At 53.6% G+C, this 25,528-nt stretch carries 24 protein-coding genes, 1 tRNA gene and 1 pseudogene; 13 read left to right on the top strand and 13 right to left on the bottom strand.

The annotated features are described in order from the left end of the window. The first annotated feature begins 12 nt into the window (after positions 1 to 12). The 5 genes from cdaA to pgl all read left to right on the top strand — a co-directional run bounded on the left by cdaA (position 13) and on the right by pgl (position 4,880). Positions 13 to 897, top strand: coding sequence for a diadenylate cyclase CdaA (gene cdaA / locus L5470_RS09260; RefSeq protein ID WP_499499576.1), 885 nt, complete (start codon positions 13 to 15; stop codon positions 895 to 897). A 22-nt stretch (positions 898 to 919) separates the two neighbouring features. Then, positions 920 to 1,669 carry a polyprenyl diphosphate synthase gene (gene uppS / locus L5470_RS09255; RefSeq protein ID WP_198406093.1) on the top strand — a complete coding sequence of 250 codons (750 nt, stop codon included), beginning with the start codon at positions 920 to 922 and terminating at the stop codon, positions 1,667 to 1,669. 324 nt (positions 1,670 to 1,993) lie between these two features. Next, entirely contained in the window at positions 1,994 to 2,110 is a 117-nt protein-coding gene (locus L5470_RS09250; RefSeq protein ID WP_011056917.1) for a photosystem II reaction center protein I, read from the top strand. Positions 2,111 to 2,175: 65 nt separating this feature from the next. Then, on the top strand, positions 2,176 to 4,134 hold the full coding sequence (locus tag L5470_RS09245) for a DUF3769 domain-containing protein (RefSeq protein WP_499499572.1): 1,959 nt from the start codon (positions 2,176 to 2,178) through the stop codon (positions 4,132 to 4,134). A 14-nt stretch (positions 4,135 to 4,148) separates the two neighbouring features. Continuing rightward, positions 4,149 to 4,880 (top strand): 6-phosphogluconolactonase, encoded by a 732-nt coding sequence (pgl, locus tag L5470_RS09240; RefSeq protein ID WP_499499570.1) that lies wholly within the window; start codon positions 4,149 to 4,151, stop codon positions 4,878 to 4,880. Between the two features lie 6 nt (positions 4,881 to 4,886). Here pgl and L5470_RS09235 read toward each other — a convergent pair. The 8 genes and pseudogenes from L5470_RS09235 to ftsH all read right to left on the bottom strand — a co-directional run bounded on the left by L5470_RS09235 (position 4,887) and on the right by ftsH (position 12,999). Continuing rightward, positions 4,887 to 4,968, bottom strand: a tRNA-Leu gene (locus L5470_RS09235). Between the two features lie 55 nt (positions 4,969 to 5,023). Beyond that, positions 5,024 to 5,746, bottom strand: a pseudogene (gene pstB / locus L5470_RS09230) (phosphate ABC transporter ATP-binding protein PstB); the annotation flags it as partial. Between the two features lie 325 nt (positions 5,747 to 6,071). Continuing rightward, positions 6,072 to 6,431: a hypothetical protein gene (locus tag L5470_RS09225; protein WP_499499568.1), complete on the bottom strand. Its 360-nt coding sequence runs from the start codon at positions 6,429 to 6,431 to the stop codon at positions 6,072 to 6,074. Then, positions 6,428 to 7,723 carry an adenylosuccinate lyase gene (gene purB, locus L5470_RS09220; RefSeq protein ID WP_499499566.1) on the bottom strand — a complete coding sequence of 432 codons (1,296 nt, stop codon included), beginning with the start codon at positions 7,721 to 7,723 and terminating at the stop codon, positions 6,428 to 6,430. The genes L5470_RS09225 and purB overlap by 4 nt, the downstream gene beginning before the upstream one ends. 54 nt (positions 7,724 to 7,777) lie before the next feature. After that, entirely contained in the window at positions 7,778 to 8,866 is a 1,089-nt protein-coding gene (locus L5470_RS09215; RefSeq protein ID WP_499499564.1) for an LOG family protein, read from the bottom strand. Positions 8,867 to 8,913: 47 nt separating this feature from the next. Next, positions 8,914 to 10,191 carry a GAF domain-containing sensor histidine kinase gene (locus L5470_RS09210; RefSeq protein ID WP_499499653.1) on the bottom strand — a complete coding sequence of 426 codons (1,278 nt, stop codon included), beginning with the start codon at positions 10,189 to 10,191 and terminating at the stop codon, positions 8,914 to 8,916. Positions 10,192 to 10,339: 148 nt separating this feature from the next. Further along, the gene (locus L5470_RS09205) at positions 10,340 to 11,056 is read right to left on the bottom strand and encodes an FHA domain-containing protein (protein WP_499499562.1); all 717 of its coding nucleotides are present in this window, start codon (positions 11,054 to 11,056) and stop codon (positions 10,340 to 10,342) included. A gap of 14 nt (positions 11,057 to 11,070) precedes the next feature. After that, entirely contained in the window at positions 11,071 to 12,999 is a 1,929-nt protein-coding gene (ftsH, locus tag L5470_RS09200) for an ATP-dependent zinc metalloprotease FtsH (RefSeq protein ID WP_499499560.1), read from the bottom strand. A gap of 265 nt (positions 13,000 to 13,264) precedes the next feature. On the opposite strand from ftsH, the gene L5470_RS09195 reads away from it, so the two are divergent. Beyond that, complete coding sequence (locus tag L5470_RS09195; RefSeq protein WP_499499651.1) at positions 13,265 to 13,681, top strand: type IV pilin-like G/H family protein; 417 nt, start codon at positions 13,265 to 13,267, stop codon at positions 13,679 to 13,681. A gap of 190 nt (positions 13,682 to 13,871) precedes the next feature. Here the strand turns inward: L5470_RS09195 and L5470_RS09190 are convergent, their stop codons facing one another. Further along, entirely contained in the window at positions 13,872 to 15,575 is a 1,704-nt protein-coding gene (locus tag L5470_RS09190) for a R3H domain-containing nucleic acid-binding protein (protein ID WP_499499558.1), read from the bottom strand. After that, positions 15,568 to 16,608: a circadian clock protein LdpA gene (gene ldpA / locus L5470_RS09185; protein WP_099799033.1), complete on the bottom strand. Its 1,041-nt coding sequence runs from the start codon at positions 16,606 to 16,608 to the stop codon at positions 15,568 to 15,570. Before ldpA ends, L5470_RS09190 begins: the two co-directional genes overlap by 8 nt. 251 nt (positions 16,609 to 16,859) lie before the next feature. Here ldpA and L5470_RS09180 point away from each other — a divergent pair, with 251 nt between their 5' ends. From L5470_RS09180 to bioA, 6 genes are all read left to right on the top strand, one after another. Further along, complete coding sequence (locus L5470_RS09180) at positions 16,860 to 17,432, top strand: peroxiredoxin family protein (protein ID WP_499499556.1); 573 nt, start codon at positions 16,860 to 16,862, stop codon at positions 17,430 to 17,432. A 44-nt stretch (positions 17,433 to 17,476) separates the two neighbouring features. Further along, the gene (locus L5470_RS09175) at positions 17,477 to 17,725 is read left to right on the top strand and encodes a CRR7 family NDH-1 assembly protein (protein WP_099799031.1); all 249 of its coding nucleotides are present in this window, start codon (positions 17,477 to 17,479) and stop codon (positions 17,723 to 17,725) included. Positions 17,726 to 18,418: 693 nt separating this feature from the next. Then, the gene (gene rimP / locus L5470_RS09170; RefSeq protein WP_099799891.1) at positions 18,419 to 18,892 is read left to right on the top strand and encodes a ribosome maturation factor RimP; all 474 of its coding nucleotides are present in this window, start codon (positions 18,419 to 18,421) and stop codon (positions 18,890 to 18,892) included. A 42-nt stretch (positions 18,893 to 18,934) separates the two neighbouring features. Further along, positions 18,935 to 20,131, top strand: coding sequence for a transcription termination factor NusA (gene nusA, locus L5470_RS09165; protein WP_499499554.1), 1,197 nt, complete (start codon positions 18,935 to 18,937; stop codon positions 20,129 to 20,131). A gap of 7 nt (positions 20,132 to 20,138) precedes the next feature. Further along, a complete protein-coding gene (locus tag L5470_RS09160; protein WP_198405954.1) occupies positions 20,139 to 20,432 on the top strand; it encodes a YlxR family protein in 294 nt (97 codons plus the stop codon). 2 nt (positions 20,433 to 20,434) lie between these two features. Then, positions 20,435 to 21,742: an adenosylmethionine--8-amino-7-oxononanoate transaminase gene (gene bioA, locus L5470_RS09155; RefSeq protein ID WP_499499552.1), complete on the top strand. Its 1,308-nt coding sequence runs from the start codon at positions 20,435 to 20,437 to the stop codon at positions 21,740 to 21,742. Here bioA and L5470_RS09150 read toward each other — a convergent pair. Continuing rightward, positions 21,736 to 22,101 (bottom strand): DUF1823 family protein, encoded by a 366-nt coding sequence (locus L5470_RS09150; RefSeq protein WP_099799028.1) that lies wholly within the window; start codon positions 22,099 to 22,101, stop codon positions 21,736 to 21,738. The two genes, bioA and L5470_RS09150, sit on opposite strands and share 7 nt — an antisense overlap. Positions 22,102 to 22,109: 8 nt before the next feature. Next, positions 22,110 to 23,675: an Asp-tRNA(Asn)/Glu-tRNA(Gln) amidotransferase subunit GatB gene (gene gatB / locus L5470_RS09145; RefSeq protein ID WP_099799027.1), complete on the bottom strand. Its 1,566-nt coding sequence runs from the start codon at positions 23,673 to 23,675 to the stop codon at positions 22,110 to 22,112. A gap of 116 nt (positions 23,676 to 23,791) precedes the next feature. Between gatB and L5470_RS09140 the strand changes: the two genes are divergently transcribed. Beyond that, entirely contained in the window at positions 23,792 to 24,916 is a 1,125-nt protein-coding gene (locus tag L5470_RS09140) for an LptF/LptG family permease (RefSeq protein ID WP_499499549.1), read from the top strand. 1 nt (position 24,917) lies between these two features. On the opposite strand, the gene L5470_RS09135 is transcribed toward L5470_RS09140, so the two are convergent. Continuing rightward, positions 24,918 to 25,019: a DUF4351 domain-containing protein gene (locus L5470_RS09135; protein ID WP_099799026.1), complete on the bottom strand. Its 102-nt coding sequence runs from the start codon at positions 25,017 to 25,019 to the stop codon at positions 24,918 to 24,920. Positions 25,020 to 25,528 lie beyond the last annotated feature (509 nt).

The raw sequence follows: 25,528 nt of genomic DNA, 5'->3' as shown, positions 1-25,528 counted from the left end.
GAGAGTACTTGGATGATTGTCCTCACCCTTGGCCTCCTTGGAACCCTACCGTGGCCACTGGTTTCCTCAGAAACACAAACCCGCTTAAAAATGCTTGTGGATGTGGTGTTGGTGTTGGCCTTAACCTACACCATTTTACGGGTCATTGCAGAGCGGCGGACGCTGTGGATGGTACGTGGCTTTATCTTCCTCATTTTTGCTGCATCCCTGAGTCGGGCGCTTGAACTTAACTTTCTCACCTTTGTCCTGAATAATCTGGTCGTGGGGTCAGCGGTGGCGCTAGCAGTGATTCTCCAATCGGAAATCCGTATTTTCCTAGAGCAGTTAGGGCGGGGGCAGTTTTTTGGCCAACCAAGGGTGGAGTCAACCCTGACCAATGATGCTGTGGATCTAGTGGTTGCTGCGGTGAAAGAACTCTCTCAGGATCGCACAGGCGCGTTAATTCTCCTAGAAACCCACACCCAGCTCAGCCCCCAAGACTTTACCCATGCTGGCATTCCCTTGCAGGCTCGCCTCTCTCCCGAACTCATTACCTCAATTTTTCAGGTGAACTCGCCCCTACACGATGGCGCTATTTGGGTACGCGGCAGTGAAGTGGTGGCGGCCAAGCTCATTTTGCCCTTGTCAGAGCGCACGGGGCCATGGCAGTTGGGTACCCGTCACCGTGCCGCCTTGGGCATTACCGAGCGTATTAGTCACTGCGTTTGCGTTGTCGTCTCTGAGGAGACAGGCTCAATTTCCCTTGCCTTTAAGGGAGACCTTCAGCGTCCCCTCACAAGCAGTAAACTAGGGGAGTTGCTGCGTCAGTACGTGCAGGAGGAAACGGCGGGAACTTCCAAGCCAAGTCAGCGTAACCGCAGCTTAAAATTCTGGAAAATGGTTTGGCCTCTCCGCTAATTTGAGCCTATTGGATGTGCCCATGACCCTACAGCCCCATTCCCTGATCACACTACCGGATGATCTTGATCCCGATCGCCTTCCTCGCCATGTCGCTGTCATTATGGACGGGAATGGTCGCTGGGCACGGCAACGGCACTTACCCCGGATTATGGGGCATCAGCGGGGGGTAGATACCCTCAAGGACTTGCTGCGCTGCTGCAAAGACTGGGGAATCGAGGCCTTAACCGCCTACGCCTTTTCAACGGAAAACTGGGGTCGCCCTCTACCGGAAGTCGATTTTTTAATGACCCTCTTTGAGCGGGTGCTGCGGCGGGAACTCCCAGAAATGGTCGAAGAAGGGGTACAAATCCACTTTGTGGGAGATTTAACCTGTTTACCCCCCTCGCTGCAAGCGGAAATTGAGCGGGCGATGTCGGCGACGGCTCATAATCAAAAGATCAAGTTTGTGGTAGCCACGAACTATGGCGGCCGGCGGGAAATTATCCAAGCCTGTCGCTCCCTTGCAGCAAAGGTTAAAGCAGGGGTACTAGATCCAGCGGACATTGATGAGGTGCTCTTTGAGCGGCATTTGTACACTGGGGGGTTACCGGATCCCGATTTGCTGATTCGCACCAGTGGCGAAATGCGGGTGAGCAACTTTTTGCTGTGGCAGGTGGCCTACGCGGAAATTTACGTGACCAACACCCTCTGGCCCGATTTTGACCGAGCCGCCTTCCATGAGGCACTCCGGAACTTTCAGCAACGCCACCGCCGCTTTGGGCGACTATAAAAGACTGTAAACTACTCCCAGCTAAAGCAGGGAGCTTTTAGTAGCCCTGCAGTTAGCAAGCCAACCGCGAGCCTCTGGGGTGGTTTACAACACCCCCAATCGACCGTTACCAGTGCCTTGAACAACCGTTTCTGGTGTCCGCAGTACAATTATAACCTAAAACAACTGAAGTTGCTAAAGGAGCTTTCCTCCCCGCACTGAAGTACGGGGCTTCCAGCCCTACCCGATGTGAAAGCGAACTGGCACCGCTTCAGGGGGTTTGTGCAAAAGCGGTTCCGCAATCCCGTATGATCAAAAGTTGACGCTTCGAGAAATATCTGCGCCATGGAAACCCTCAAAATCACTGTTTATATCGTGGTCACGTTCTTTGTCTTGCTCTTTGTCTTTGGCTTCCTGTCTGGGGATCCTGCCCGTAATCCCAAACGCAAAGATCTAGAGTAACCCTCGCCAAAGGGGGGGAACATCGGGTAACGTATCAAGGCAGTAACCATGAGGAATCTTGACCCTTGTTTTGGCTGCCAGTATTTGCAAGTCTTCCCCCCCCGTTACTCAATCAACCGGCGGATATTACGGAGGTCACTGGGGTAGCTCAAGCAGATCTGCTCGGGGCGCCGGTTGTTCCAGACCTGAGCGTCTCCGTTCCACCAACGGTCAACCCAACTGCGGATTTCACTGCGCCATTACGTTTAGCCGAGGCCGATGCAGATACTGCCGTTGTCCGAGATCAACCCCTTGAGGTTACCGCCGATCGCCAAGAATTTGATCTGCTGCGTCGTCTCTTTAGTGCCATTGGCAATGTTTTATTGCGTTTTCGGCAAGCCGAGCTAAGTGCCGATCGCATTCAAACCGACCTGACGTCGCAAATTTTAGTAGCGGAAGGTAATGTCACAATTACGCGGGGCGATCAGGTGCTGCGGGGCGATCGCCTCGAGTATAATTTGCAACTTGATCAAGGGCTGATAACTAATGCCAGTGGCGTTGTCAATGCCTCCCGCGTCAATCAAGATTTAGACATCAGCCGCAGCGCTGACCCATCCAACTTGCCTGGGTTTAGTGACAGTGAACGACGGACTCTCCAAGCAGAGGTCACCGATGCGCTAGATCGGTTGCGCTTTGAAGCCGATCGGCTGGAATTTGATGGTCGCCGTTGGTACGCCACGAATCTCCGCGTTACTAACGATCCCTTTAGTCCACCAGAATTAGAAGTGCGGGCACAGGAGGCCACCGCACAACCCATCAACCCCGACGAAACACTCTTAACTCTACGACGAGGCCGGGTGGTGTTTGATCAGCGAGTGGCCTTACCCATTGTCCTACGACAATTTGTGGTTGGCCGTCCCTACGAAATTTTACCCCTAGAATTTGGCTATGATGAGCAGGATCGCGGCGGGGKGTTCTTAATCTACCGTTACGCCGCCATTAATACCCGCAACACCACGCTGACGCTGTTGCCCTCTATCTATCTGCAGCGCATTCTCAGTAATAATTTTGCCCTTACCCGTGCCAATAGCTATGGAGCGGCCATGGAACTCAGCCATCGGTTTAGTCCCCAAACCCGTATCCGTGGCTATGGGTTTTTAACGACCCTAGACCCTGCTGACTGGCCTCGCACCTCGCGGGCGATCGCCCAACTACGCCACAGCATCAACAGCCAAAATCTTTTTAATGTTTCGGCGATTTATCGCCAACGCATTTTCAACGGCTCCCTGGGCGAGCAGGAACTCAAAAGTAGTTTTGGCGGCACGTTTACCTCCCCCGGTATTCCCTTGGGCCATGGTCTCACCCTCAGCTATCTTCTTGGTGGCCAGTATGTCACTGCCGCCAGTGATTTGGCCTCCTTACCCCCAGAACCCACCCTCGGTCGGCTGCAAGCAGGAGCTAACCTGAATTGGGTTACCCCCCTCTGGCAGGGGACGCCCTTGCCCCCCACCCAAACCGAAGGATTGCGCTACACCCCTCGCCCTGTACAGCCCTTTTTGCAGTTCTACACAAACGTTGGTGGCGTGGCCAACTACTATACCAACGGCAGTACCCAGCCCGCCCTGATCACGGGCGCCGGGTTTCGGGGACAGTTTGGCCACTTGTCTCGCAACTGGTTTGACTACACTAGCTTCGATCTGGGGTTTACCCAGACCTTTAATGATCAGTCGTCCCCCTACCTGTTTGATCGGATTGCTGACTTTAGCGTTGTCAATGTGGGTCTGTTGCAACAACTGTACGGGCCGGTGCGAGCAGGGGCACAAATGCAAATTAACGTTGATACCGGTGCTGTCTTTAATACGGATATTCTAGTGGAGTATAGCCGCCGCACCTATGGGGTGGTGGTACGCTATAACCTTGATCGCCAAATTGCCGCCATTCTCTTCCGCATCAATGGGTTTAACTGGCAGGGCAATGCCGATCCCTTCTCTAGTCCCGTCCTTGGTACTGCTGAGGATGGCGTTATCCGCCCCGATTTACCCTAGTCCCCCCATGGTTTATGAACACACCACGCATTCAGATCTTCCCCACCTTACAGGCACTCACCGCTGCCGCAATTGATACTGTTCTTGAGCAGGCGGCAGCAGCAATTAGCAAGCGGGGGTGCTTCACAATTGCCCTAGCGGGAGGTAACACCCCCAAACCCCTGTATGAAGGATTGGCCAAGGCGAACACCCCTTGGGCGCAATGGCAAATCTTTTGGGGCGATGAACGCTACGTCCCCCACGATCACCCCGACAGTAATGCGGGTATGGCCATGGCCACGTGGCTTAAGCACATTGACATTCCAACCGCAAATATTCACCCGATGCCAACGGATGAGCCAGACCCAGCCGTGGCGGCTGATCGCTATGAAGCAACCTTACAGCAGGTGTTGGCTCCTGCAACGGGCACCATTCCCTCGTTAGATCTCATCCTTTTAGGGATGGGGCCGGATGGCCATACGGCTTCCTTGTTTCCACACACTGCCGCGTTGCAGGTACGCGATCGCCTTGTTACCGTGGGGGATAAGGATGGGCAACCGCGCCTAACCTTGACCGTACCGTTTATTAACCAAGCGCGGTACATCCTCTTTCTGGTGACTGGAGCGAATAAACAAACCGCCCTTCGTCACATCCTTAGCCGCACTGGTGACCCGCACACCTATCCAGCTATGCTGATCGAGGGGCAGTGTACATGGTTCCTAGATCAGGCTGCCGCAGAGGGAGTCGTTGAAGCGCAAGGCGTATAAACTGTATGGGCGAGGTCAGACTCGAACTGACATGGGGAAACCCCGCTACATTTTGAGTGTAGTGCGTCTACCATTTCGCCACTCGCCCTCGGACTTATTACTATAGCACGCTTGGTGAGGCATTCTTGCTAAATTGGGGCACATCAACCAAAGCGCCCACTCACATAGTCCATCGTTGCTTGCTCTTTCGGACTGTTAAAGATGACGCTGGTGGCATCACACTCCACAAGGTAGCCTACTCGATTCCCCTTAGCAGTGGCCTCAGCATTGAAAAAGGCGGTGCGATCGCTCACCCGGGTCGCCTGCTGCATATTGTGGGTGACAATCACAATTGTATAGTTCTGTTTTAATTCGTGAATCAGCTCCTCCACTTTGAGGGTGGAGATGGGGTCAAGCGCAGAGCAAGGTTCATCCATGAGAATTACCTCTGGGCGGGTGGCGATCGTCCGGGCAATACACAGCCGCTGTTGTTGCCCGCCGGAGAGCGATAGACCACTTTCCTTGAGTTTGTCCTTGACTTCATCCCACAACGCCGCTTGGCGCAGAGACGTTTCTACAAGCTCGTCTAGGTCTCCTTTATACTTATTGACCCGTGCACCAAAAACCACATTATCGTAGATAGATTTCGGGAATGGATTTGGCTTTTGAAACACCATGCCAACCCGCCGCCGCACTTCAACTGGATCAACTGTTTTTTCGTAAAGATCTTTATTGTGATAGGTAATCTTCCCCTCGACACGGGCACCGGGAACCAGATCGTTCATGCGATTAAAGCAACGCAGTAGCGTACTTTTCCCACAACCAGACGGACCAATGAGGGCAGTGACTTGGTTGGCATAAATATCCAAAGTCACAACGGGTAAGGCTGGAAGCCTCGTACTTCAGTACGGGGTGGAAAAGCCCGCAAGCGACTTTAGTCGCTCTGTGCTAAACTATACTTGGTCGCCATCCTTGGTGAAAAACCCAATCGGCGACAGTTGCTACAAGTAAGCAGAACCTTGGGGCTTTGCCTCTAGGAACTGTGTAGGGGCGGTTTGCTCACGCCTTTACGAGTTCGTTTGTGGACTACGTAAGAATCCCCCGACTTTAGTCGGTGGGAGTGTCAAAACACGGCTAACTACCTCAAAACGCGTGGCGCCTAGGCCAAAAGCAGCTAAGCGGACGTCCTCAGGAACCAATACCAGACCTTCTTCAGCCGTGCGCATCACAATAGGTAACATCACCACTGCCAAGGCAACGCCGCCTGCAAATGCACTGAAGCTTCCCATCGTCATCACTGAGGAAAACTGCAATCCCCAACCCAAGGGGCACCGCTACCAGTAGGGCAATGAGGGCACTGACAATTGTGCCGTAAATTTGCGGCAGCACTCCGTAGATATTGCGAACTGGATCCCAGGTGGTGCTGGTCAAAAAACCTAGCCCGAACTTTTCAATCGCCGGAAAGGCTGTTATCCCAATCTGCAAAATAATCCACCCCAAGGCCACCGCAATGGTAAGGGCAAAGATTAGGGTGGTGAGGCTGAGGAGCTGCACTGGCTGGTGTTGGTTCAAATGCTCAGCCGCTGGTAAATGTCTTCGAGGTGCTTGAGGTGGTGATCGGGGTTAAAACACGCCTCTAACTCAGTGGTGCTCAGGTACTGCATCACCTCGGGATCGCCTCTGAGATTAGCGGCAAAGTCACCATCGGTGCGGTTCCAAGCGGCATGGGCGTGTTTTTGGACTAGGGCATAGGCGGCTTCGCGGCTCAGGCCTTTTTCCACCAGTGCCAGTAACACCCGCTGACTAAAGATTACGCCGCCGTAGCAGTTCATATTGCGGCGCATATTCTCGGGATAGACTTGGAGGTGTTGCACTAAGTCCGTCATCTCGACCAGCATAAAGTGGCATAGAATTGAGCTATCAGGGAGGATGACCCGCTCTACGGCACTGTGGGAAATATCCCGCTCATGCCAAAGGGCAACGTTTTCGAGGGCAGCCATGGCGTTGCCGCGCAGCACTCGTGCGAGACCGGTGACCCGCTCGGAACGAATGGGGTTGCGTTTGTGAGGCATGGCGGAGGAGCCTTTTTGCCCTTTAGAGAAGAATTCCTCGACTTCGAGGACATCGGTGCGCTGGAGGTTGCGAATTTCAACCGCAAAGCGCTCAAGTGTAGCACCCAAAAGGGCAAGCGTTTGGGCATAGTCAGCGTGGCGATCGCGCGAGATCACTTGAGTAGAAGCAGTATCGGGGTGTAATCCTAGTTTTTGGCAGGCGATCGCTTCGACCTGTGGATCAATATTGGCGTAGGTGCCCACTGCACCAGAAATTTTACCGACTGCAATGGTGCGCTGGAGCTGACAGAGGCGATCGCGATGGCGCAGGAGTTCGGCCAACCAGCCAGCGAGCTTAAAGCCGAAGGTAATGGGTTCGGCATGAATGCCGTGACTGCGCCCTACCATAACGGTATAGCGGTGTTCTTGGGCACGATGGCGCACAGTTTGGATAAGATGCTCTAATTGCTCCTGAAGGAGGGTCAAGCTCGCCACCAACTGCAACGCCAAGCCGGTATCTAGCACATCGGAACTGGTCAAGCCAAGGTGAATGTAGCGCCCAGCATCGCCGACAAACTCGTTGACATTGGTGAGAAAGGCAATCACATCGTGCTTGACTTCGGCCTCGATTTCCAGCACTCGCTGCGGGTCAAAGGCGGCCTTTGCTTTAATGTCTGCCAACGCCTCCGCAGGGATATACCCTAGTTCTGCCTGAGCTTCACAAACGGCTAGTTCTACATCGAGCCACGTTTTGAATTTATAGGCATCCGTCCAAAGGTGCCCCATCGGGGCAAGGGTGTAACGTTCAATCATGGGTATGCTGTCAATCGGTGATGGTCAATCTCTACTAATCAATACAGTCCAGCCCTACTTGCGTTCGGGATGGTAGGTGGCTGTGGCGGTTGCCAAGCCATTGAGGCGATAAATCAGTTGATACAACCGACCGTAGTCCCGCTGGTTAAAGTGCAGGATCAGGCGAGGCAGATGCAGGGTATGGGTTAACAGGGGGTGGTTGGTGGGCTGTTCGTCTTCTATTTCGCGCGGCAGGGGGGCAGTGCGCTCAATGCGACCGGAGAGAAGAATATCGGCAAAATCGCGATTAAGGTCTGCCAAGGCCGCATCACTAATGTCTTGGTTGAGGCGCAACACGAGGCGATCGCCCACGTAGCGGCAGGAGTGATACACCCGATAAAACCCGCTTAAATACTCTAACCCCTCCTCAACATTGGTGCAGATACGATATAGTTCGCGGTCTTCGTTACTAATGAGACCCGCGCCACAAAACTCCTCTTGCACCAGTTGATCCCAACGTTGCCAGTAGGTGCCTTCCGGCACATCCATCAACACGAGCGGGGTTGGCGGGGCTTTGCCCGTTTGGCAGAGGGTGAGACACTCAAAGGCTTCATCTTGGGTGCCAAAGCCCCCCGGAAAGACGGCGATCGCGTCCGTTTCCTTGATCAGAAATACCTTGCGGGTAAAGAAATACTTAAAGTGAATCAGGCGGGGGTCGCCTTCGATGTAGGGGTTAGCTCCCTGTTCGAAGGGCAATTCAATGTTGAGGCCAAAGGACTTCTCTGGACCCGCGCCTTTATTGCCCGCCTCCATGATGCCGCCCCCTGCACCAGTGATGATCATAAATCCGGCAGCACTGGCTGCTTGGGCAAACTTGACCGCCATGTGATAGACCGGTGCGGTATCCACTGTACGGGCGGAGCCAAAAATTGAAATTTTGCGGGTGTGGCGATAGGGGGCAAACACCCGCAGCGCTTGGTGCATATCCCGCAAGCACGAACGGAGTATTTTCCAATCCAGCCGTTCGAGTTCCTCGTCAGCAATATTCGTAAATATTTGCAGGGCTTGGTAAATGAGATCGCCGTGGGGTTGGCTGTCCAAGCGCGCTAATAACTGCTCTAACTCCCGCTGTAGGTTACTTAAAGCGACTCGCGAAAGGGTCATGGCACCCTGAAAATGTTAGCACCCTATTTTATCATTAGGGGTGGGGATCAACTCTCAGCAGTTTTAGCAATGGGGAAAATAAGGGTAAAGGTGGTGTAACCCGCAGTACTGGTGACACTAACCTCTCCCCGTAATTGCTGCACCAGTTTTTGGGTCAAGGCCAAGCCTAGGCCGGTTCCCCCCTGCTGCCATGGGTCGGCGTTGGGGATGCGGTAAAACTTTTCAAAAATGCGCGGCAGTTCGCTACTGGGAATTTCAGAGGGGTTGCTGACTTGAATTTGCAGACGATCGCCCTCTAGCAGCAGMAAGGATAACGTAATTTGCCCACCCGCCGGACTGTACTTGTAGGCATTGTTCAGTAGCTCTGCCAAAATGCGCTCCAAGGCGTGGCGATTGGAGAGCAGTGGCGGCAACGAGGCGGGCTGGATAATTTGCAAACACTGCTGCCGCTGCTGCATCCGGTTATGAAACGGTTCAAGGATGAGAGGGAGCCATGTATTAAGATCAATCAGCTCCTGTTGAATTTGGCTGCGCCCCGCTTCTAGGCGCTGAAGGTCGAGCAGGTCGTTAATCAGCTCTGTTTCACGCGCACACTCATTGCTGAGGATATTCAGATAACGCTGCTGTCGTTCGTCCATGGGCGTGTGTTTGAGCATGTGAATTGCCATTTTCATATTGGCCATGGGGCTGCGCAATTCGTGAGACACGGTACTGAGAAAATCATCCTTGAGCGCATTGAGCCGCTCTAGCTCTTTCATTTTTTGCTCTAATTCTGCGGTTCGCGCCCGCACTTGCCGCTCGAGATCCGCATTCAGTTCCTGCACCCTCTGGTAAAGCTGGGCTTGATGAATCGCTAGGGCACACTGATCGGCAATGGTTTTCAGTAAGCTTAAATCATCGAAGGTCCAACCATTGGGTAAAGTTTGCTGTAGCATTTGGCCATCGCCCCAAAAGATCGAGGTGCGCTCAATCGCCTCGCTGTCAACCTCCAGCAGAGTAATATGCCCCAACAGTTGCCCCAGATAAATTAAGGGGGTGACCACCAGAGCATTGACATTACAGTGAGTGATCTGCTCTTGGAGGCGATCCGGAATCTCCCCACTTCCCGTGATCAACATGATCTGTTCACCCGTGATTAAGGCGGGTTCATAGGTGGCAATAACTGCTCTGTTCAGGGCAACCAACGGTGACGGGGGCGGGTTCAGGTGGGCACGCGCAGCATAGGTAGAACTATCAACTGTAGATTGGGTAATCAAACACAGACTAGAACCCAGAACCTCCAGTAAAAGATCAGCCGTAATTTGCAAGACTTCCGCTGCCACCATGGTCGTCCGCATGGCTTGAATAATCCGGTTAATAATTGCTTCGCGACGGGCTTGGTTGCGCAGTTGCTCCTCCGCTCGCTTGCGATCGGTAACATCCATCACATAGCTGCGAATTAACTCACTCTCGTAGATATAGTGAATGGACTGTTCATAGATACGCTGCTGGTATTCCACTTCCCGTACATGGACTTTTTCTTGGGTTTGCTGCATATAGCACGCTAGCTCTGGCAAGCCAATGAGCAAGGGGTGACTCAGTTTGCGCTGCTGTAAATCCCCAAACTGCATCACTGCTGCTGGGTTCAGATACGTCACCGTGACCCTCTAAATCCACTTCTAAAATGGGGGTGGGGGTCAATTCCGGGTAGGAGGCCAAGCGCACAAGGGCGGCTTCACTAAATTCTTCAATGTTGGTTTGGTCATGGGGAACTAAGGTGGCGAAGGGGTTGGTGGTTTTTGATAAGAACCCCAATACATCCGTACTTTGGCAAAAGTCGCTAAACTCTGCATTGGTCAGGTTGGTCAGCGTCAAGTAGCGTGCCCGCACATCGCCACCGAAGACGATCATGTCGCCGCTGCGCAAGTCATGGGAAATTGTACGCTGACCATTCACTAAAATACCGTTGGTGCTGCGCTTCCCTTGGAGATCGCCATCAATGAGCCGAAAAAGATAGCTATTACTCTCGGGACTGGTGACTCGTAACAGCAGGCCATGCTGCCGTGACACCATCTTTGAGTGCAGCACAATGGAGTTCGTAGGGTCGCGCCCAATGGAATAGGTGGCTGCTTCCAGAAGAATAGGACGACGACCCGCAGTATCTTCGAGCACTAACAGGTGCCGTACCTGCTCTCGCTCCCCTGCCGCCATGGGTTGCTCCTAAGCTATGACTGTTGTGCGTCGTTGGCGACAAAAGATACTGGCGTAGCCATTGCTTTCCACGCGGGTTCTTTCACTGGTAAATGGGTGTATTGGCGCACCAATGCTCGGAACTCATCCCCATCAATCGTTTCTTTTTCCAGTAGCAGTTCAACGAGTTTGTCGATCGCCGCGCGATGTTCGCGGATGAGCTTACGGGCAATGTCGTAGCAGTGCATTACAATTTCGCGCACTTGATGGTCAATCTGCACCGCCATCGCCTCTGAATACTCCGATCGCGGCATGAGATCCCGCCCTAAAAAGACTTCATTGCCCGGGGTTTCAAGGGCAAGGTGCCCCAAGTCAGACATCCCGTAACGGGTGACCATTTCCCGCGCCAAATTAGCCACCGCCCGCAGATCACTACTCGCACCGATGGTAACCTCGGCATCGCCAAAAATTTCAACTTCGGCAGCACGCCCCCCCAAGAGAATAGTGATCTCATCTAGGAGCCAAGCGCGGGTATAAAGCCCACTGTCCACCCGCTCTTCATCAAAGATCTGTTGGGCAAAGCCCCCCACTCCCCCAGAGCGGGGGATAATCGTCACTTTGTTGAGGGGGTCTGCGTGCTTCAGCAGCGTCATGAGCAGTGCGTGCCCCACTTCGTGATAGGCGATGAGCCATTTCTTTTTGCTATTGAGTAGGGGGGCGAGGGTCATGCCAATGGTGACTCGATCAATGGCATCGTCAATTTCGGCGTTTGAGATGGCACTCTTGCGCCGACGCGCCGTGAGAATAGCAGCTTCGTTGAGGAGGTTCGCCAGTTCTGCCCCAGAAAACCCAGGGGTACGACGGGCGATCGCCTCTAAGGAGACCTCGTCTGCTATCTTCTTATCGCGGGCATGGACGTGCAAAATTTGTAGGCGGCCTTTGTAGCTCGGCAAATCCACGGTAATTTGGCGGTCAAATCGACCGGGGCGCAGCAGTGCCGCATCTAAGACATCGGGGCGATTTGTGGCTGCAATCACAATAATGCCGGTATTCCCCTCAAACCCATCCATTTCTGTCAGGAGTTGGTTGAGGGTTTGCTCGCGCTCATCATYCCCACCGCCAATGCCAGCTCCCCGCTGGCGACCTACCGCATCAATTTCATCAATAAAGACCAAGCAAGGGGCATTCTCCTTGGCTTTTTTGAACAGATCCCGCACCCGTGAGGCACCGACACCAACAAACATTTCTACAAATTCGGAACCGGAAATAGAAAAGAAGGGCACTGCGGCTTCACCGGCGATCGCCTTGGCCAGAAGGGTCTTACCCGTGCCCGGCGGCCCAATCAACAGCACCCCCTTGGGAATACGCGCACCAATAGAGGTAAACTTCTCGGCACTTTTGAGGAACGTAACGACCTCTTGCAGTTCTTCCTTAGCCTCTTCAATGCCAGCCACATCATCAAACGTAACACCCGTCTGAGCTTCCATCTGAAAGCGTGCCCGCGACTTGCCAAAATTCAAAATTTGACCGGGGCCACCAGCGCCATTGGCACGGCGAATAATCATCAAAAACAAAATGAGCAGGAAGAACCCCAGCAACAGATTAGAAATCACCCCCACCACAACGCTATCACTACCGGAGGGCACAACTCGCACATGGGTGCCATATTTGAGGCTGACTTGCCGCAGGAGTTCCACCAATTCTGGATTGCGGTCAAAGAGGAAGACATCGTTTGGGGGCGACTTCTCTGGCTGATCCTTGCGCCGAAACTTGGCTAGGCGTTGCTCTTGGTACAGCTCGACAGAGCTGACCTCCCCAGCTTTGAGGTCAGCAATAAACTGGCTGTAGGACACGGTCTGGCTATTACTCGACTGCGCCAGCCCAACGCTTGTGGGGGTTAACGATAAGCCCAGCACCAAAACCAGTTGACTGAGTCGCTGGGAAATGCGTTGACCGTGCTTCATGTGCGGCTGCCATTGACGAGTTCGAACAATTACTCCCAGTTTAACTGATCTCGCGGAACCCCCTATCCATGTACATAGCGGGGATGAGTCGGTCGTCGCTATTCACGCCTGCGACGGGTCAACGTGGAAAATTTTTAGATACTCTGTTAGTTTACCCCCGTGGCATGGGTATGTTGATCTCTAGAGGCAGTCTGCCGTGCCCCACTCGAATTCAAGGAGTTGCATTGTTATGAAAACTGAGCTTTAAGCTAAATTCCTCCAGCACCTGCTCGCCAAGAAAAAAGCCGACGAAGGCTTCACCCTCATCGAGCTACTCGTGGTGGTGATCATCATTGGTATTCTGGCTGCCATTGCGCTGCCCTCCATGCTGAACCAAGCCGCCAAAGCCCGTCTCTCTAGTGCCAAAAATACCATCGGTGCCATTAACCGTGCCCAGCAAGCCTACCGTCTTGAGAAGACAACTTTTGCTTCTGATCTCACTACCCTAAAACTAGGCGTTTCTACACCTGATGGTTACAGCTCGCTCGATATCATTACTAATGGCGGTACGAGTGCAATTGCTAAAACAARTGCCACCGATCCCGCTGGCACAGGGGTGACCGGCTGTGTCACCGTCGCCAGTGGCATCACCACCTCCACTGTTATAGAAGGGAATAGTAATGCAGCTCCTGGTTGCAGTTAACTGCTAAACACGATATTTTCATCCGGCCAAGGTGACTCCCTTGGCTTTTTTTGTGTTTTGTAACACATTCGCGTGTCGTTGTTGTAGTTCCTGCTGTTCACCTGCTCTGAGGATGGCCTGAGATAGGGCGCATCGGGACATATCGTCTTACTGAATGCGTCCTCTAGGCATCCATAACGGTACTCAGCCGCTAATGGGGACGGCTAGGATAAATGCGTAGCCGCCGGTTGGGTTCTTCGCCGAAGCTACAGGCGGTTAACTGATAGTGCTCAATGAGTTCGTGTTGCATCCGGCGAATATTGGCGGAGCGGGGCAGTAGCTCGACCGCCTGCCCTTTGGGCAGAACAATTTCTTCGACCGCAAGGCGCGCTTCCTCAAGGGCTTCGAGTTCATCGTTACTGCCGCTAGGACTAAACAGGGATAGATCGGCTGTGTCCGTTGGGCTGGTGTCTTCCATCCCTAATAGGTGCCGCAGCCCCCGCACAATTTGAGCCATGCTGTTGGCTTTAATGCTATGGACTGGCAAATGGTGAATATGAGCTAGATGCCGTAATTTACTTTCCCCCTTTAGGTGCGATCGCAGGGTAAGAATTACATCTGCTTGATCAATGTCTCGCGTAATCACCACCGGCAGATGCAGGGTGTGAATGGCTTGCTCGAGGTGGTGGCGGCTCACCGCGTAGGGAAAAATGTGCAGGGGCAGTTCCTCGCCGTTGGGGCCAACGGTCGGTGCATCTAGGGTTGCTTCGAGAAGCTGGGCAAAGTTGGCGCGATCGCGCAGCGGCTCTCCTAGGGGTTGCATCTGGCCACTGTCGCGCCATGAACTGCGGACGTTGGCAGGTGGCCACTCTGAGCGTTGGGGACTAGGTTCCGGCGCCGGATGGGTGACAACGACGGTGCCATTCTCGGCAACGGTGCGTAACTCAGGATTGGGTACGCGCCCCCGCAGGAGCAGATCGACACTTTCGGCCACATCGAGGTGAACAACCCAGCGATCGCGCTCGAGCATTTCGACTGCAATCTGAAAGGTGGGAGGAGCTTTCCGTTCAAGAACACTTTTTTGGGTGCCCCGCCGCCGTGCCTCCTCATCCCCAAGGGTCACGGATTGAATCCCCCCCACCAAGTCTGCCAAGGTCGGATTTTTAATCAAATTTTCAATTTGGTTGCCGTGGGCGGTGCCAATGAGTTGCACCCCCCGCTCAGCAATGGTGCGAGCCGCTAAGGCTTCCAGTTCGGTGCCAATTTCATCAATAACAATCACCTGCGGCATGTGGTTTTCCACCGCCTCAATCATCACTTGGTGCTGGAGTTCGGGGCGAGCCACCTGCATCCGCCGCGCTCGACCAATGGCTGGATGGGGAATATCGCCATCACCAGCAATTTCGTTGGAGGTGTCAATAATCACCACTCGTTTACGCAAATCATCCGCTAAGACCCGCGCCATTTCCCGCAAGGCAGTGGTTTTACCCACACCGGGGCGACCCAGCAACAAAATGGATTGGCCACTTTCTACCAGATCGCGAATCATGCCAATCGTGCCAAAAACAGCGCGACCCACGCGGCAGGTGAGGCCAATGATGGTGCCCTGACGGTTCCGCAGGGCGCTAATCCGGTGCAGGGTGCGTTCAATGCCAGCGCGATTATCGCCGCTAAACTCACCCACTCGAGCCACGGCGTACTGTAGCATCTCGCGGCTAACAGGGGTTTCGGCAAGGTACTGGGTACTTTGCATAAACCGGGCTTCCGGCAGCCGCCCTAAGTCTAAAACAATTTCTAGGAGTTCTTCGCGCTGGGGATGATCAGTGAGGGAGTACCCCAAGGGTGGTGGCAAAATGGCCAGTAGTTGATCCAAATCATCGGTAACCTGACGTTGTCCAGCAGTCAATTCAACCATAGGGTGCAAGGGGCGACGGGACAGATTTGAGAGGGTGGACAAGAGCAGCCGCTGCGGCAACCGCCGCATTGAGAATGTCGGGAACGGTTTGCCATGGTTGATCGGCCATTGTGTGAAACACGGCCAAGCACTTGCGGGCATAACTGCCGTAGGCGACACCGGCGATCGCCTTTGCTGTTGCCCGTGGCGGCAATAACCCCATTGCCCTGAGTTTAGCAACCGTATGCCCATTTGTGCCGCCCGCAAGCTGGACAAATCCGGGTAAATTTGCCTCCAGAATGGCTTGGCCAAATTGAATGGTGGCTCGGGTTGCCCCATCGCCAATATCGCCACTCATAGGGCGACCATCCGCCTGCCAGATGAGTTCACACTGCAGGGGCTGGATCAACTCACTGAGCCACCGCAGATAGCTGATGACCTCTTCCCCTTGGGGACAGCTAATGGCTAGTACTTTCAGGTACCCTGTCCACGGCTGTACCTGCTGCCACAGGGCGTAAAAGGCATCGTAGCGATGGGGCTGGGTATGAATTTCAAGGGCTTGCACGGTGCCTGCCTGAATCAGGGGGGTGATGTTGGCAAAGGCAGCGGGTTGTTCGTAGGTCTGGATAAGGCCAGCGGGGCACAGGGGTAAACAGCGCCCACAGCCATAACAGCGATCGCGCAGGATTCCTTGCACATCGGCAGTAAACGAAATCGCAGCAGCAGGACAAATTCGCTGACAAGGCCGCTCACAGTCGGTGGGGCATTGGCGCGGATCAAAGGTGGCTTTGCGAAAGTGGGGGTCTGCGCCATCGTTAATACTCACCATGATCAGCGGACGGCCCCCCCCAAGCCTTTGGGCTGTTTCCACTGCTTCAACCGCTGCCTGAATCACCGCTGAATCCGCTGCCACATCAATGCAGTCGGCACCCGCTAAGCTGTAGGCCAGCGTCACATTATACACCTGTGCCACATCCTGAAAACTGGCACCGTTAATGAGCTTAAACCAGCGGTGCTGCCTGAGGGCGGCTAAGGGTGTGGCAATATTGGGCATAGGGCACAAGCGCATCAAGACTGTACATTTACCGTGACATACTTCCGCACTCATGCTGACGCATAGAGTATGGGTTTCTCAGTGACCCCATGTTACATACCATCCATCAGCCTTACAGGTAATGGTAACCGTTTTGATCGTAAAACCATTGGGTAGCAGATAAAGTTATGTATCTACTTTCAACATTTCTGGAGCCAACAGCCATTAAAATATCTCCCTAGGGGCTGAGCAGTTAAGAGCAAGAGAGAGTTATGGCCATTCAGTTACCTTTCCTGACCTCGAATAACTTCAGTGGCCTTTTTAATGACCGCTTTTGGCAAAATGCATGGCCTGTGCCTGCTCATAATCAACTGCTACAGGGAGAAGCGGTTCCTGACGGTGAATTGCCTGCAGTTGGGTTGGCTAACCAGGTGCGTCTTTCAGCAGTGTGGCAAGAGCAGCCCCTACTACTCGCGTTTACCCGCATTTTCACGGAGCACCAGTACTGTCCCTTGTGCTACCCCCATCTCAAAGCGCTAAATGAACACTATGAAACATTTCAGAGTAAGGGGACAGCAGTACTTGTGGTCACGAGTACTGATCAACGGCAAAGTGAACAAGTGGCAGCAGACTTGGGGTTGAAGATGCCATTGCTGGTGGATCCCCAATGTCGCCTGTTTCGTAAGTATGGAACAGGGCAAGCACTGGGAGCACCCTTACCAGCGCAATTCTTGATTGATCGGCAGGGAACGCTACGGTATAAGCATCTCTTTTCCTTTTTGGAGGCAAATGCACCCATTGAGCGGCTCCTGAAAGAGGTGGAGGCACTTCAAGCTGGTGCCTAGACTGGACGTGAACTCAATGGATCATTTTTATCGGGGTGGATGTAATGCCTAGAGAAGGCTGGTATGTTGTTTTGGAGTCAACCACCGCCACAGAGGTGTTTCTAACTGCGGCAGAGTTGCAAGAGAAGCTTGTGACCTATTTAGAATTACCGGACTTAGAGTTGCCCTACGATTTACAGCCGTTACCTGATGCTGTTAGCCAAGCGCAACACCTGATAGACACTGGTTGCGAGCTACGACTGCCCAATGGCGGCTATGTGCAGTGGTATGCAGTGCGCCTAGAGAAAACATAGCTCACAAGCATCGTTATCTAAGCCACGTGAACTACCGTGACTGAATCAAAGATTACCACAGGTTTCGAACTAATTTTTGGTAAATCTTCTGAATTGGCGCAGGGTCTCTGTGTTTCCAAGCTTTGGAAACGGTGGACAGGTTGAATTTGACGCTATGGTATTTTAACTGAAACAATAGGTCATGACAACTGTTGACGTTTTTATCTAAAATGAGGGTGAGCCACAAGAGGAAAAATCACTCTGAATTGAGTTTAGGGTCATCACGGCTGGGCAACTCAGCGAGTAAAGATTTGACAATACCGGCGAGAGATTTTAGGATGCCCACAAACAATTATTTGTTGTATTTGTAGCCAAATCATAGCTGTTTGGCTACTTTTTTCTGTCTTTCTTTACTAAATTCAACACTCGTGAGCTTAGAGAGGCCGTACTGACCAACTCCTTTGTTATCCATCCAGTAGCGCAGACATGTGTTGCGACGGTGTACACTTGTAAGGTGTAGGACACCTGTGGTGAGTCACGGTGATGGCTGCGTGTAAACCAGCCAAGTGGTTGAGGCACCATGCATCTATGGGTTACGCCCAGACGGTGTACAACCACTAGTAGAGTCTCCAGCGGTACCGTGTACTGTAGGGGCTTAGTTTACAGACACTCTACGTGTGTACGGTGGGCAATGACCCGCCTTTTTTATTTCCTATGACAATGCAATCGCTTCTACCTGTTGTCCAAGCACTGGCGCAGCAGGTCGCTAACCAAGAACACCTAGACCTTGTGAGTGTGCAGTGGCACACCCATCAGTCGCCGCCAATTCTGCGGGTTGAGGTGCGGCACCCTGGCACCGACACCAGTTTAGACGACTGTGAGCGCATGAGTCGCGCCCTTGAAAGCGTGTTGGATGCAACGGCGGATCTGACCTGTGCTTACGTGCTGGAGGTGTCAAGTCCGGGTCTGTCGGATTTCTTAACGAGCGACCGCGACTTCAGTACGTTTCGTGGCTTTCCCGTGCGGGTGACCACTACTGCGCCCCATCGCGGCAAAACCCTATGGGAGGGCAACCTAGTTCGCCGGGATGAGGTTAATGTCTATCTGAGTCAAAAGGGGCGATCGCTGGCCATTCCGCGTGCCCTGATTGCCACGGTTCAGCTTTACACCCCCCCTGCCGAGGCTTAAAGGGTCTGGGCAGCTTAACGACACATCCATTTGGAGCTTACCATGAGTACCTATCGCTTACCGGGCCTACGGGCCATGATTAACGAAATCAGTCAGGAGCGGCACTTACCAAAACATGCCGTCCACCAAGCCCTTCAGGAAGCCCTTCTCAAAGGTTACGAGCGGTATCGCCGCAGCTTGCGCCCTGACCATGCCCACTTCGAGGACGATCACTTTGCCAATTTTGAAGTGGAGTTAGATACCGAGCAGGAAGGATTTCGGGTGCTGGCCACAAAAACTATTACGGAAACAGTTACCAACCCAGATCGTGAGATTGCCCTTGCGGACGTGGTGGAAGTCGTACAGGATGCCCAATTAGGGGATACGGTGCTGTTGGACGTGACCCCCGACCACCAAGAATTCGGCCGCATGGCTGCCATGCAAACCAAACAAGTGTTGTCTCAAAAGCTACGGGATCAGCAGCGCCGACTGATACAGGAGGAATTCCAAGACTTAGAAGGCACCGTATTACTGGGGCGGGTTTTGCGGTTTGAACGCCGCTCTGTAATTATGGCAGTGCGCAGCGATGCCAGCCAGCCGGAGGTCGAAGCGGAGCTACCTAAACGGGAGCAACTCCCCAACGATAATTACCGTGCCAATTCGACCTTTAAGGTCTATCTCAAGCGGGTTAAGGAAGGGCCGCAACGGGGAGCACAACTGGAGGTCTCTCGGGCAGATGCTGGGCTAGTGGTGTATTTATTTGCCAACGAAGTCCCGGAAATTGAAGATGAAGTGGTGCGGATCGTTGCCATTGCCCGCGAGGCCAATCCCCCGAACCATAAGGTAGGGCCGCGAACCAAAATTGCGGTGGATACCCTAGAGCGGGATGTGGATCCGGTGGGTGCCTGCATTGGGGCGCGCGGCTCTCGTATTCAAGCGGTGGTCAATGAGTTGCGCGGCGAGAAAATTGATGTGATTCGGTGGTCGCCGGATCCAGCCACCTACATTGCTAACTCCCTCAGCCCAGCTCCTGTGGAAGAAGTGCGCCTGATTAATCCCGAAGCCCGAATTGCCCATGTGCTGGTGGCTCCCGATAAGGTGTCCCAAGCCATTGGCAAAGAAGGTMAAAATGTTCGTTTGGCAACCCGCCTCACCGGTTGGAAAATTGAAGTCCGCGACAGTACAACCTACAACTACGAGGAGGAAGATCGGTTGGCGATCGCCGCCCTAGAGGATCAGGATCAAAACACGGCAAGTTAAGAGAGATATGTCCATGGGGATACCACAGCGGCGCTGCGTGGCCTGCGGTCGTGTAGCGAATCGCACTGAATTTTGGCGCATTGTCCGCCGTTGGCCTGACCATGCCGTCAAGGTTGGCGAGGGGATGGGGCGATCGGCCTACCTCTGTCCTACGTCAGAGTGCCTAAAACTGGCGCAGCAAAAAAAACGCCTCGGGCGATCGCTCCGCTGTGCGGTTCCCGATACGGTCTTTAGTACCCTAAAGGCTTGCCTTAAGTCTAGTCAGGCTGACGGTAACGCTGTGCCCCCGCCGGAGACCTAGCCATGCCACACTCACCTATTTGGCAGCCCTTCACCCAAATGAAAACCGCTGACCCCCCACTCCATGTCGAGCGGGCAGCCGGTGCCATCCTTGAGCTGAAGGAGGGGCGCCAGATCATTGATGCCATTTCTAGTTGGTGGGTCACCCTCCATGGTCACAGCCATCCTGTGCTGGCAGAGGCACTCTATCACCAGGCGCAAACCCTTGAGCACGTCATTTTTACTGGCTTTAGCCACGAGCCAGCGGAAACCCTAGCGCACCTCCTGTGTGAGCACACCCCCGCTCCACTGCAACGGGTCTTTTTTTCGGATAATGGCTCAACCGCAGTTGAAGTTGCCCTCAAAATGGCTTACCAGTATTGGCAGCAGGTCGGCCAGCCCCAGCGATCGCGCCTGATTGGCTTTGCCGGTGGCTACCATGGCGATACCCTAGGGGCGATGACCGTCGGCCAAAGTTCCCCGTGGTGGCAACCCTTTCAGCCGCTACTGCCCCCCCTAACCGTTGTTCCCTATCCCGCCACCTATCCGGATGACCCAGACGTCAGCGCTAAGGAAGCAGCAGCACTTGCTGAACTGCAAAAGACGCTGGATGCTGCACCGAATGAGTATGCAGCCCTATTTATCGAACCCTTGGTGCAGGGTGCCGCAGGGATGCGGATGTGTCGCCCTGAATTTTTACAGGCGGTCTCCGCACTAGCAAAGGCCTACGGGGKATTGGTGGTGTACGACGAGGTTATGACTGGCTTTGGGCGCACGGGTGCCCTCTTTGCCTGCGAAAAAGCCGGAACCCAGCCGGATGTGCTCTGCTTATCTAAAGGCTTATCAGGAGGCTGCTTACCCCTTGCGGTGACCTTGGCCACTGAGGCGATTTATCAAGCATTTTACGACGATGATCCGGCGCGAGCCTTCTTCCATAGCCACTCCTACACCGGCAATCCCCTCGCCTGTGCAGTCAGTGTGGCCTCCTTGCAATTGTTGCTGGCACAGCCGCACACCTATGAGCGCTTAGAAGCTCTTCACTGGCAGTGTCAGCAGACTTACCTTGCGGATGTGCCCAATCTGCACCAGTTCCGTACCTGTGGCACTATTGCGGCGATGGAACTCGTCCTTGACCAGCAGACCTCTTATTTTAGTGCGCTAGTACCAAAACTGCGCCGCCGTTTTTTGGAGCTAGGGGTGTTATTGCGTCCCTTGGGTTCAACGCTCTATATTCTGCCGCCCTACTGCATTACTGAAACGCAACTGGCCGCCGTCTATGGCGCAATTCGCCAAGTGGCGATCGAAGTCGCTGAGGGCCTCTTCGGTCAGTGACTCGCTAGGTAACTTAGCAGCCAGTTGACGGCGGTGGCGCGGCGGGTGCGGCGCGGGGTTAATTCGCTAATCTGGTAGCCCTCAAACCCTAACTGCTCCTTCAAGAGTTGCTTATGGGCAGCTGGAATTGAGCGGGTTAGCTTGACAATCGCTGGGCGAGTGCCAATAAAGTCGGGGGGATCGGGGTAGGCTGTGGCCCATTCCGCGGGGACGCGATCGCAGCGCCACGTCTGCTGGTCAGGATCGTAGCGGTACCCCAGACAGTGCCACAATAGGTGGTTCACTGTGGCATCCTCAATTTCATCATTGAGAATTTGCCAGAGGGTCTCTGTTGTCAACGGAGGCAACGGTGAAATCATGGCTAGGATTAGGCTTCAGCGTTCAACTTAGCCACGAGAAGTTGATTGGTGAGCTTTGGATCCGCACGGCCACCGGTTTTCTTCATCATCTGCCCGACAAAGAAGCCCTGTAGCTTGGTTTTACCCGCGCGATACTGTGCCAGTTCATTGGGATGGGCTGCCAGTACTTCGTCAATCATGGCCTCAAGAGTGGCCACATCGGAAATTTGGCTCACACCTTTTTGCGCCACCAGTGCTTTAGCAGACCCACCGTTCGCTAACAACTCTGGCAGTAAGTCTTTAGCAATTTTGCTACTAATGGTGCCCGATTCTATGAGGTCAATGAGTTCCGCTAACCCTGCGGGGGTGAGGGGCAATGCCTCAATACTGAGCTTCTGTTCCTTGAGGTAGGCGGTTATATCCCCCATAATCCAATTCGCTGCTTGTTTGGGGGGTGCCCCTGCCGCCACTGTAGCTTCAAAGTACTCAGCCACCACCCGCTCATCCGTTAGCACCCGGGCATCTTGAGGGGGCAAACTCCACTCCGACTCGTAGCGGCGCCGCTTTTGGGCGGGCAGTTCCGGCAGTTCCTTGCGCCATGCCGCCAATTGCTCGGTGCTCACTTCAATAGGCCCTAGATCCGGCTCCGGGAAATAACGGTAATCGCTAGAGCCTTCCTTGACCCGCATCGTTAGGGTGCGCTGAGTGGCCTCATCCCAAAGGCGAGTTTCTTGGATGATGGGTTCCCCCGCCTTAATTGCTGTCACTTGGCGTTCAATTTCGTAATCAATAGCGCGCTGGATGGCATTGAAAGAGTTCATATTTTTAATTTCCACCTTCGTCCCAAAGGTGGTTGCCCCCACTGGCCGCACAGAAATGTTGACATCACAGCGCAGAGACCCTTCCTGCATATTGCCGTCACAAACGCCTAAATAGCGCAGGATACGTCGTAGCTCTTGGGCATATTCCGCTGCTTCTTGGCCACTGCGCAGATCTGGCTCTGAAACAATTTCTACTAAGGGAACACCTGCCCGGTTCAAATCCACAAGGGAGTAGGTCGAACCGGCAAGGCGATCGCTCCCCGCGTGAACCAACTTCCCTGCATCCTCTTCCATGTGTAGCCGGGTAATGCCTATATTTTTACGACGGACGGTACCCGCGTCATCAATCAACTCAATTTCCAGAAAGCCGTGCTGGGCAATTGGCAGATCGTACTGGGAAATTTGGTAATTTTTAGGTAGATCAGGGTAGAAGTACTGCTTGCGGTCGAATTTACTGTAGGGGGCAATCTGGCAATTCAGTGCCAAACCCGCCTTAACCGCATAGGCCAGCACTTTCTCGTTGAGCACCGGTAAGGTGCCCGGCAGCCCCAAACACACCGGATCAATATTCGTATTTGGCGGCGCACCAAATTGAGTCGAGCTACCGGAAAAGATTTTTGTGGCGGTATTAAGCTGGCAGTGAATTTCTAGGCCAATCACCGCCTCGTAGGTGAGAGTGGCAGGATCCACCACTGCTGGTGTGGCTCCCGTCTCTGGCTTGGCGGCTTTTGTTGCTGTAGATTTCGGTGATTTCTTTTTGGTTGCTTTTGCCATGCTGAGCCTGTAATTCCCAAACTGACCTTGTGTCCACATCTCTATCTAGGGTGACATCCTTCCGAGGCTGATGGCAAGCCAAAACTTGATAAGGTGAAATCAGGTTTTTTTCTCCCATGCGCCTACCCACTGCTATTTCGGTGCCTTACCTGTCCTTACTGGATCGCTACATTCTCCGGCAGATGATCCAACCCTTTGTGGTTGGGTTTGGCATTTTTACGGCGATCGCCGCCGTGATTGGTACTGTGTTCTATCTCATTCGGAACATGGTCGAAAATAATCTCGGCATTTTTAGTGCCGTGCAAGTTTTTTTCCTACGTCTACCGACCTTTGCCGTCCTAGGTATTCCTATGGCCGTGCTATTTGGGGCACTGTTAGCCTATAGCCAACTTTCCCGCCGCAGCGAAGTCATTGCCTGCACAAGTTGCGGGGTTAGCCCAGTGCGCTTGGTCTGCCCTGCCCTCATGGCGGGCTTCCTTGCCTTGATCCTAACCTTTGGCCTCAATGAGCTTGTGGCTCCCCCCCTTGCCTACCGCGCCATTGAAACCCTGCGCACGGCCATTGGCCAACCCCTGCCAACCTACCATCCCAAAAATATTTTCTACCGTCGCTTTGCCCATGGTCAGCTTCAGCAGTTGTTCTTTGCCCATACGTTTGATGGCCGCGTGATGGGAGAGGTCACAGTACTAAATTTTCAGGATGGCGAGTTGCGAGAAATCCTTAGAGCAGAAGCAGCAGAGTGGCAAGGCGCTGTTTGGATATTTCGCCGTGGCGCACTTTATCGCCTCAACCCCGCCCAAGACTATGAAGCCGTTGAACCCTTTGGGGAGCGATATTTTGCCTATCCACGCACCCCCCTTGATTTAGCCCAAGAAACCCGCGATCCTGAATTCATGACCAGTCGCGAAATGTACCACCACAGCCAGATCTTGGCCGAAAGTGGGGATATGAAACGGCTGCGACAATGGCAGGTGCAGTTGCAAGAAAAGCTGTCTTTGCCCTTTGTTTGTGTTGGTTTTGCCCTGATCGGCGCAGTTTTAGGCATTAGCTCACCTCGCCAAGGTCAGGGACGTGCCTTTGGCCTTAGTGTAGCGATTATTTTTGGTTACTACGTAGTGAGCTTCATTTTTACAGCGTTTGGCGAAGGGGGAGCTGTCAGCCCCATTGTTGCCAGTTGGCTTCCCAAGACGGTTGTGACGGCGATCGGTATTGGCATGCTGCACCACGCAAATCAACACTAGACTAACCGTTGGGCTGGGAGTCTGGCCAGATTTCGAGATCGTTAAAGTCTTGAAACTCGAGGAGTGCTTCCCCCAACGCATCCAACTGCTCCAGAGTTGACATCCTCCCCTTCCTTCGCTGTGCTCAGAAAGAGGATTCCATCGTCGCCGATGAAGGTTTCTGCGTCAACGAGGTGACGTGCTCAACCTCTGTTTCCAGAAGATGAGTAGCGGCCTCGTCTCCACCAGCGTAAGAGCCTGTGTGCCCCACAGTCCGTCAACCTAGCTCCACAATGTTGATAGCTGCGTTGGGGTCTTTGTCCAGCACAGTTCTGCACTGACACAGAGGGTTAGCTTGGTAGCTCCGTACTTTAGTACGGGGTGGAAAAGCCCTAAAGCAACTTTAGTTGCTCTGTGCTAAACTATACTTGGTCGCCATCCTTGGTGAAAAACCCAATCGGCGACAGTTGTTACAAGTAAGCAGAACCTTGGGGCTTTGCCTCTAGGAGCTGTGTAGGRGCGTCTTGACAACGCCTTTATGAGTTCGTTTATGGACTGCGTAAGAATCCCCCACCTTTAGGTGGTGGGAGTGTCAAATCAGCGGCGTAACGCAAGAGCATCACCGCCAAAAAT

The organism is Synechococcus sp. PCC 6717 (assembly GCF_022698185.1).
In the GTDB taxonomy this organism is placed as follows: Bacteria; Cyanobacteriota; Cyanobacteriia; order Thermosynechococcales; family Thermosynechococcaceae; genus Thermosynechococcus; species Thermosynechococcus lividus.
Note: the sequence above shows the minus strand (reverse complement) of the source record. Positions and strands in the feature narration are given on the sequence as shown.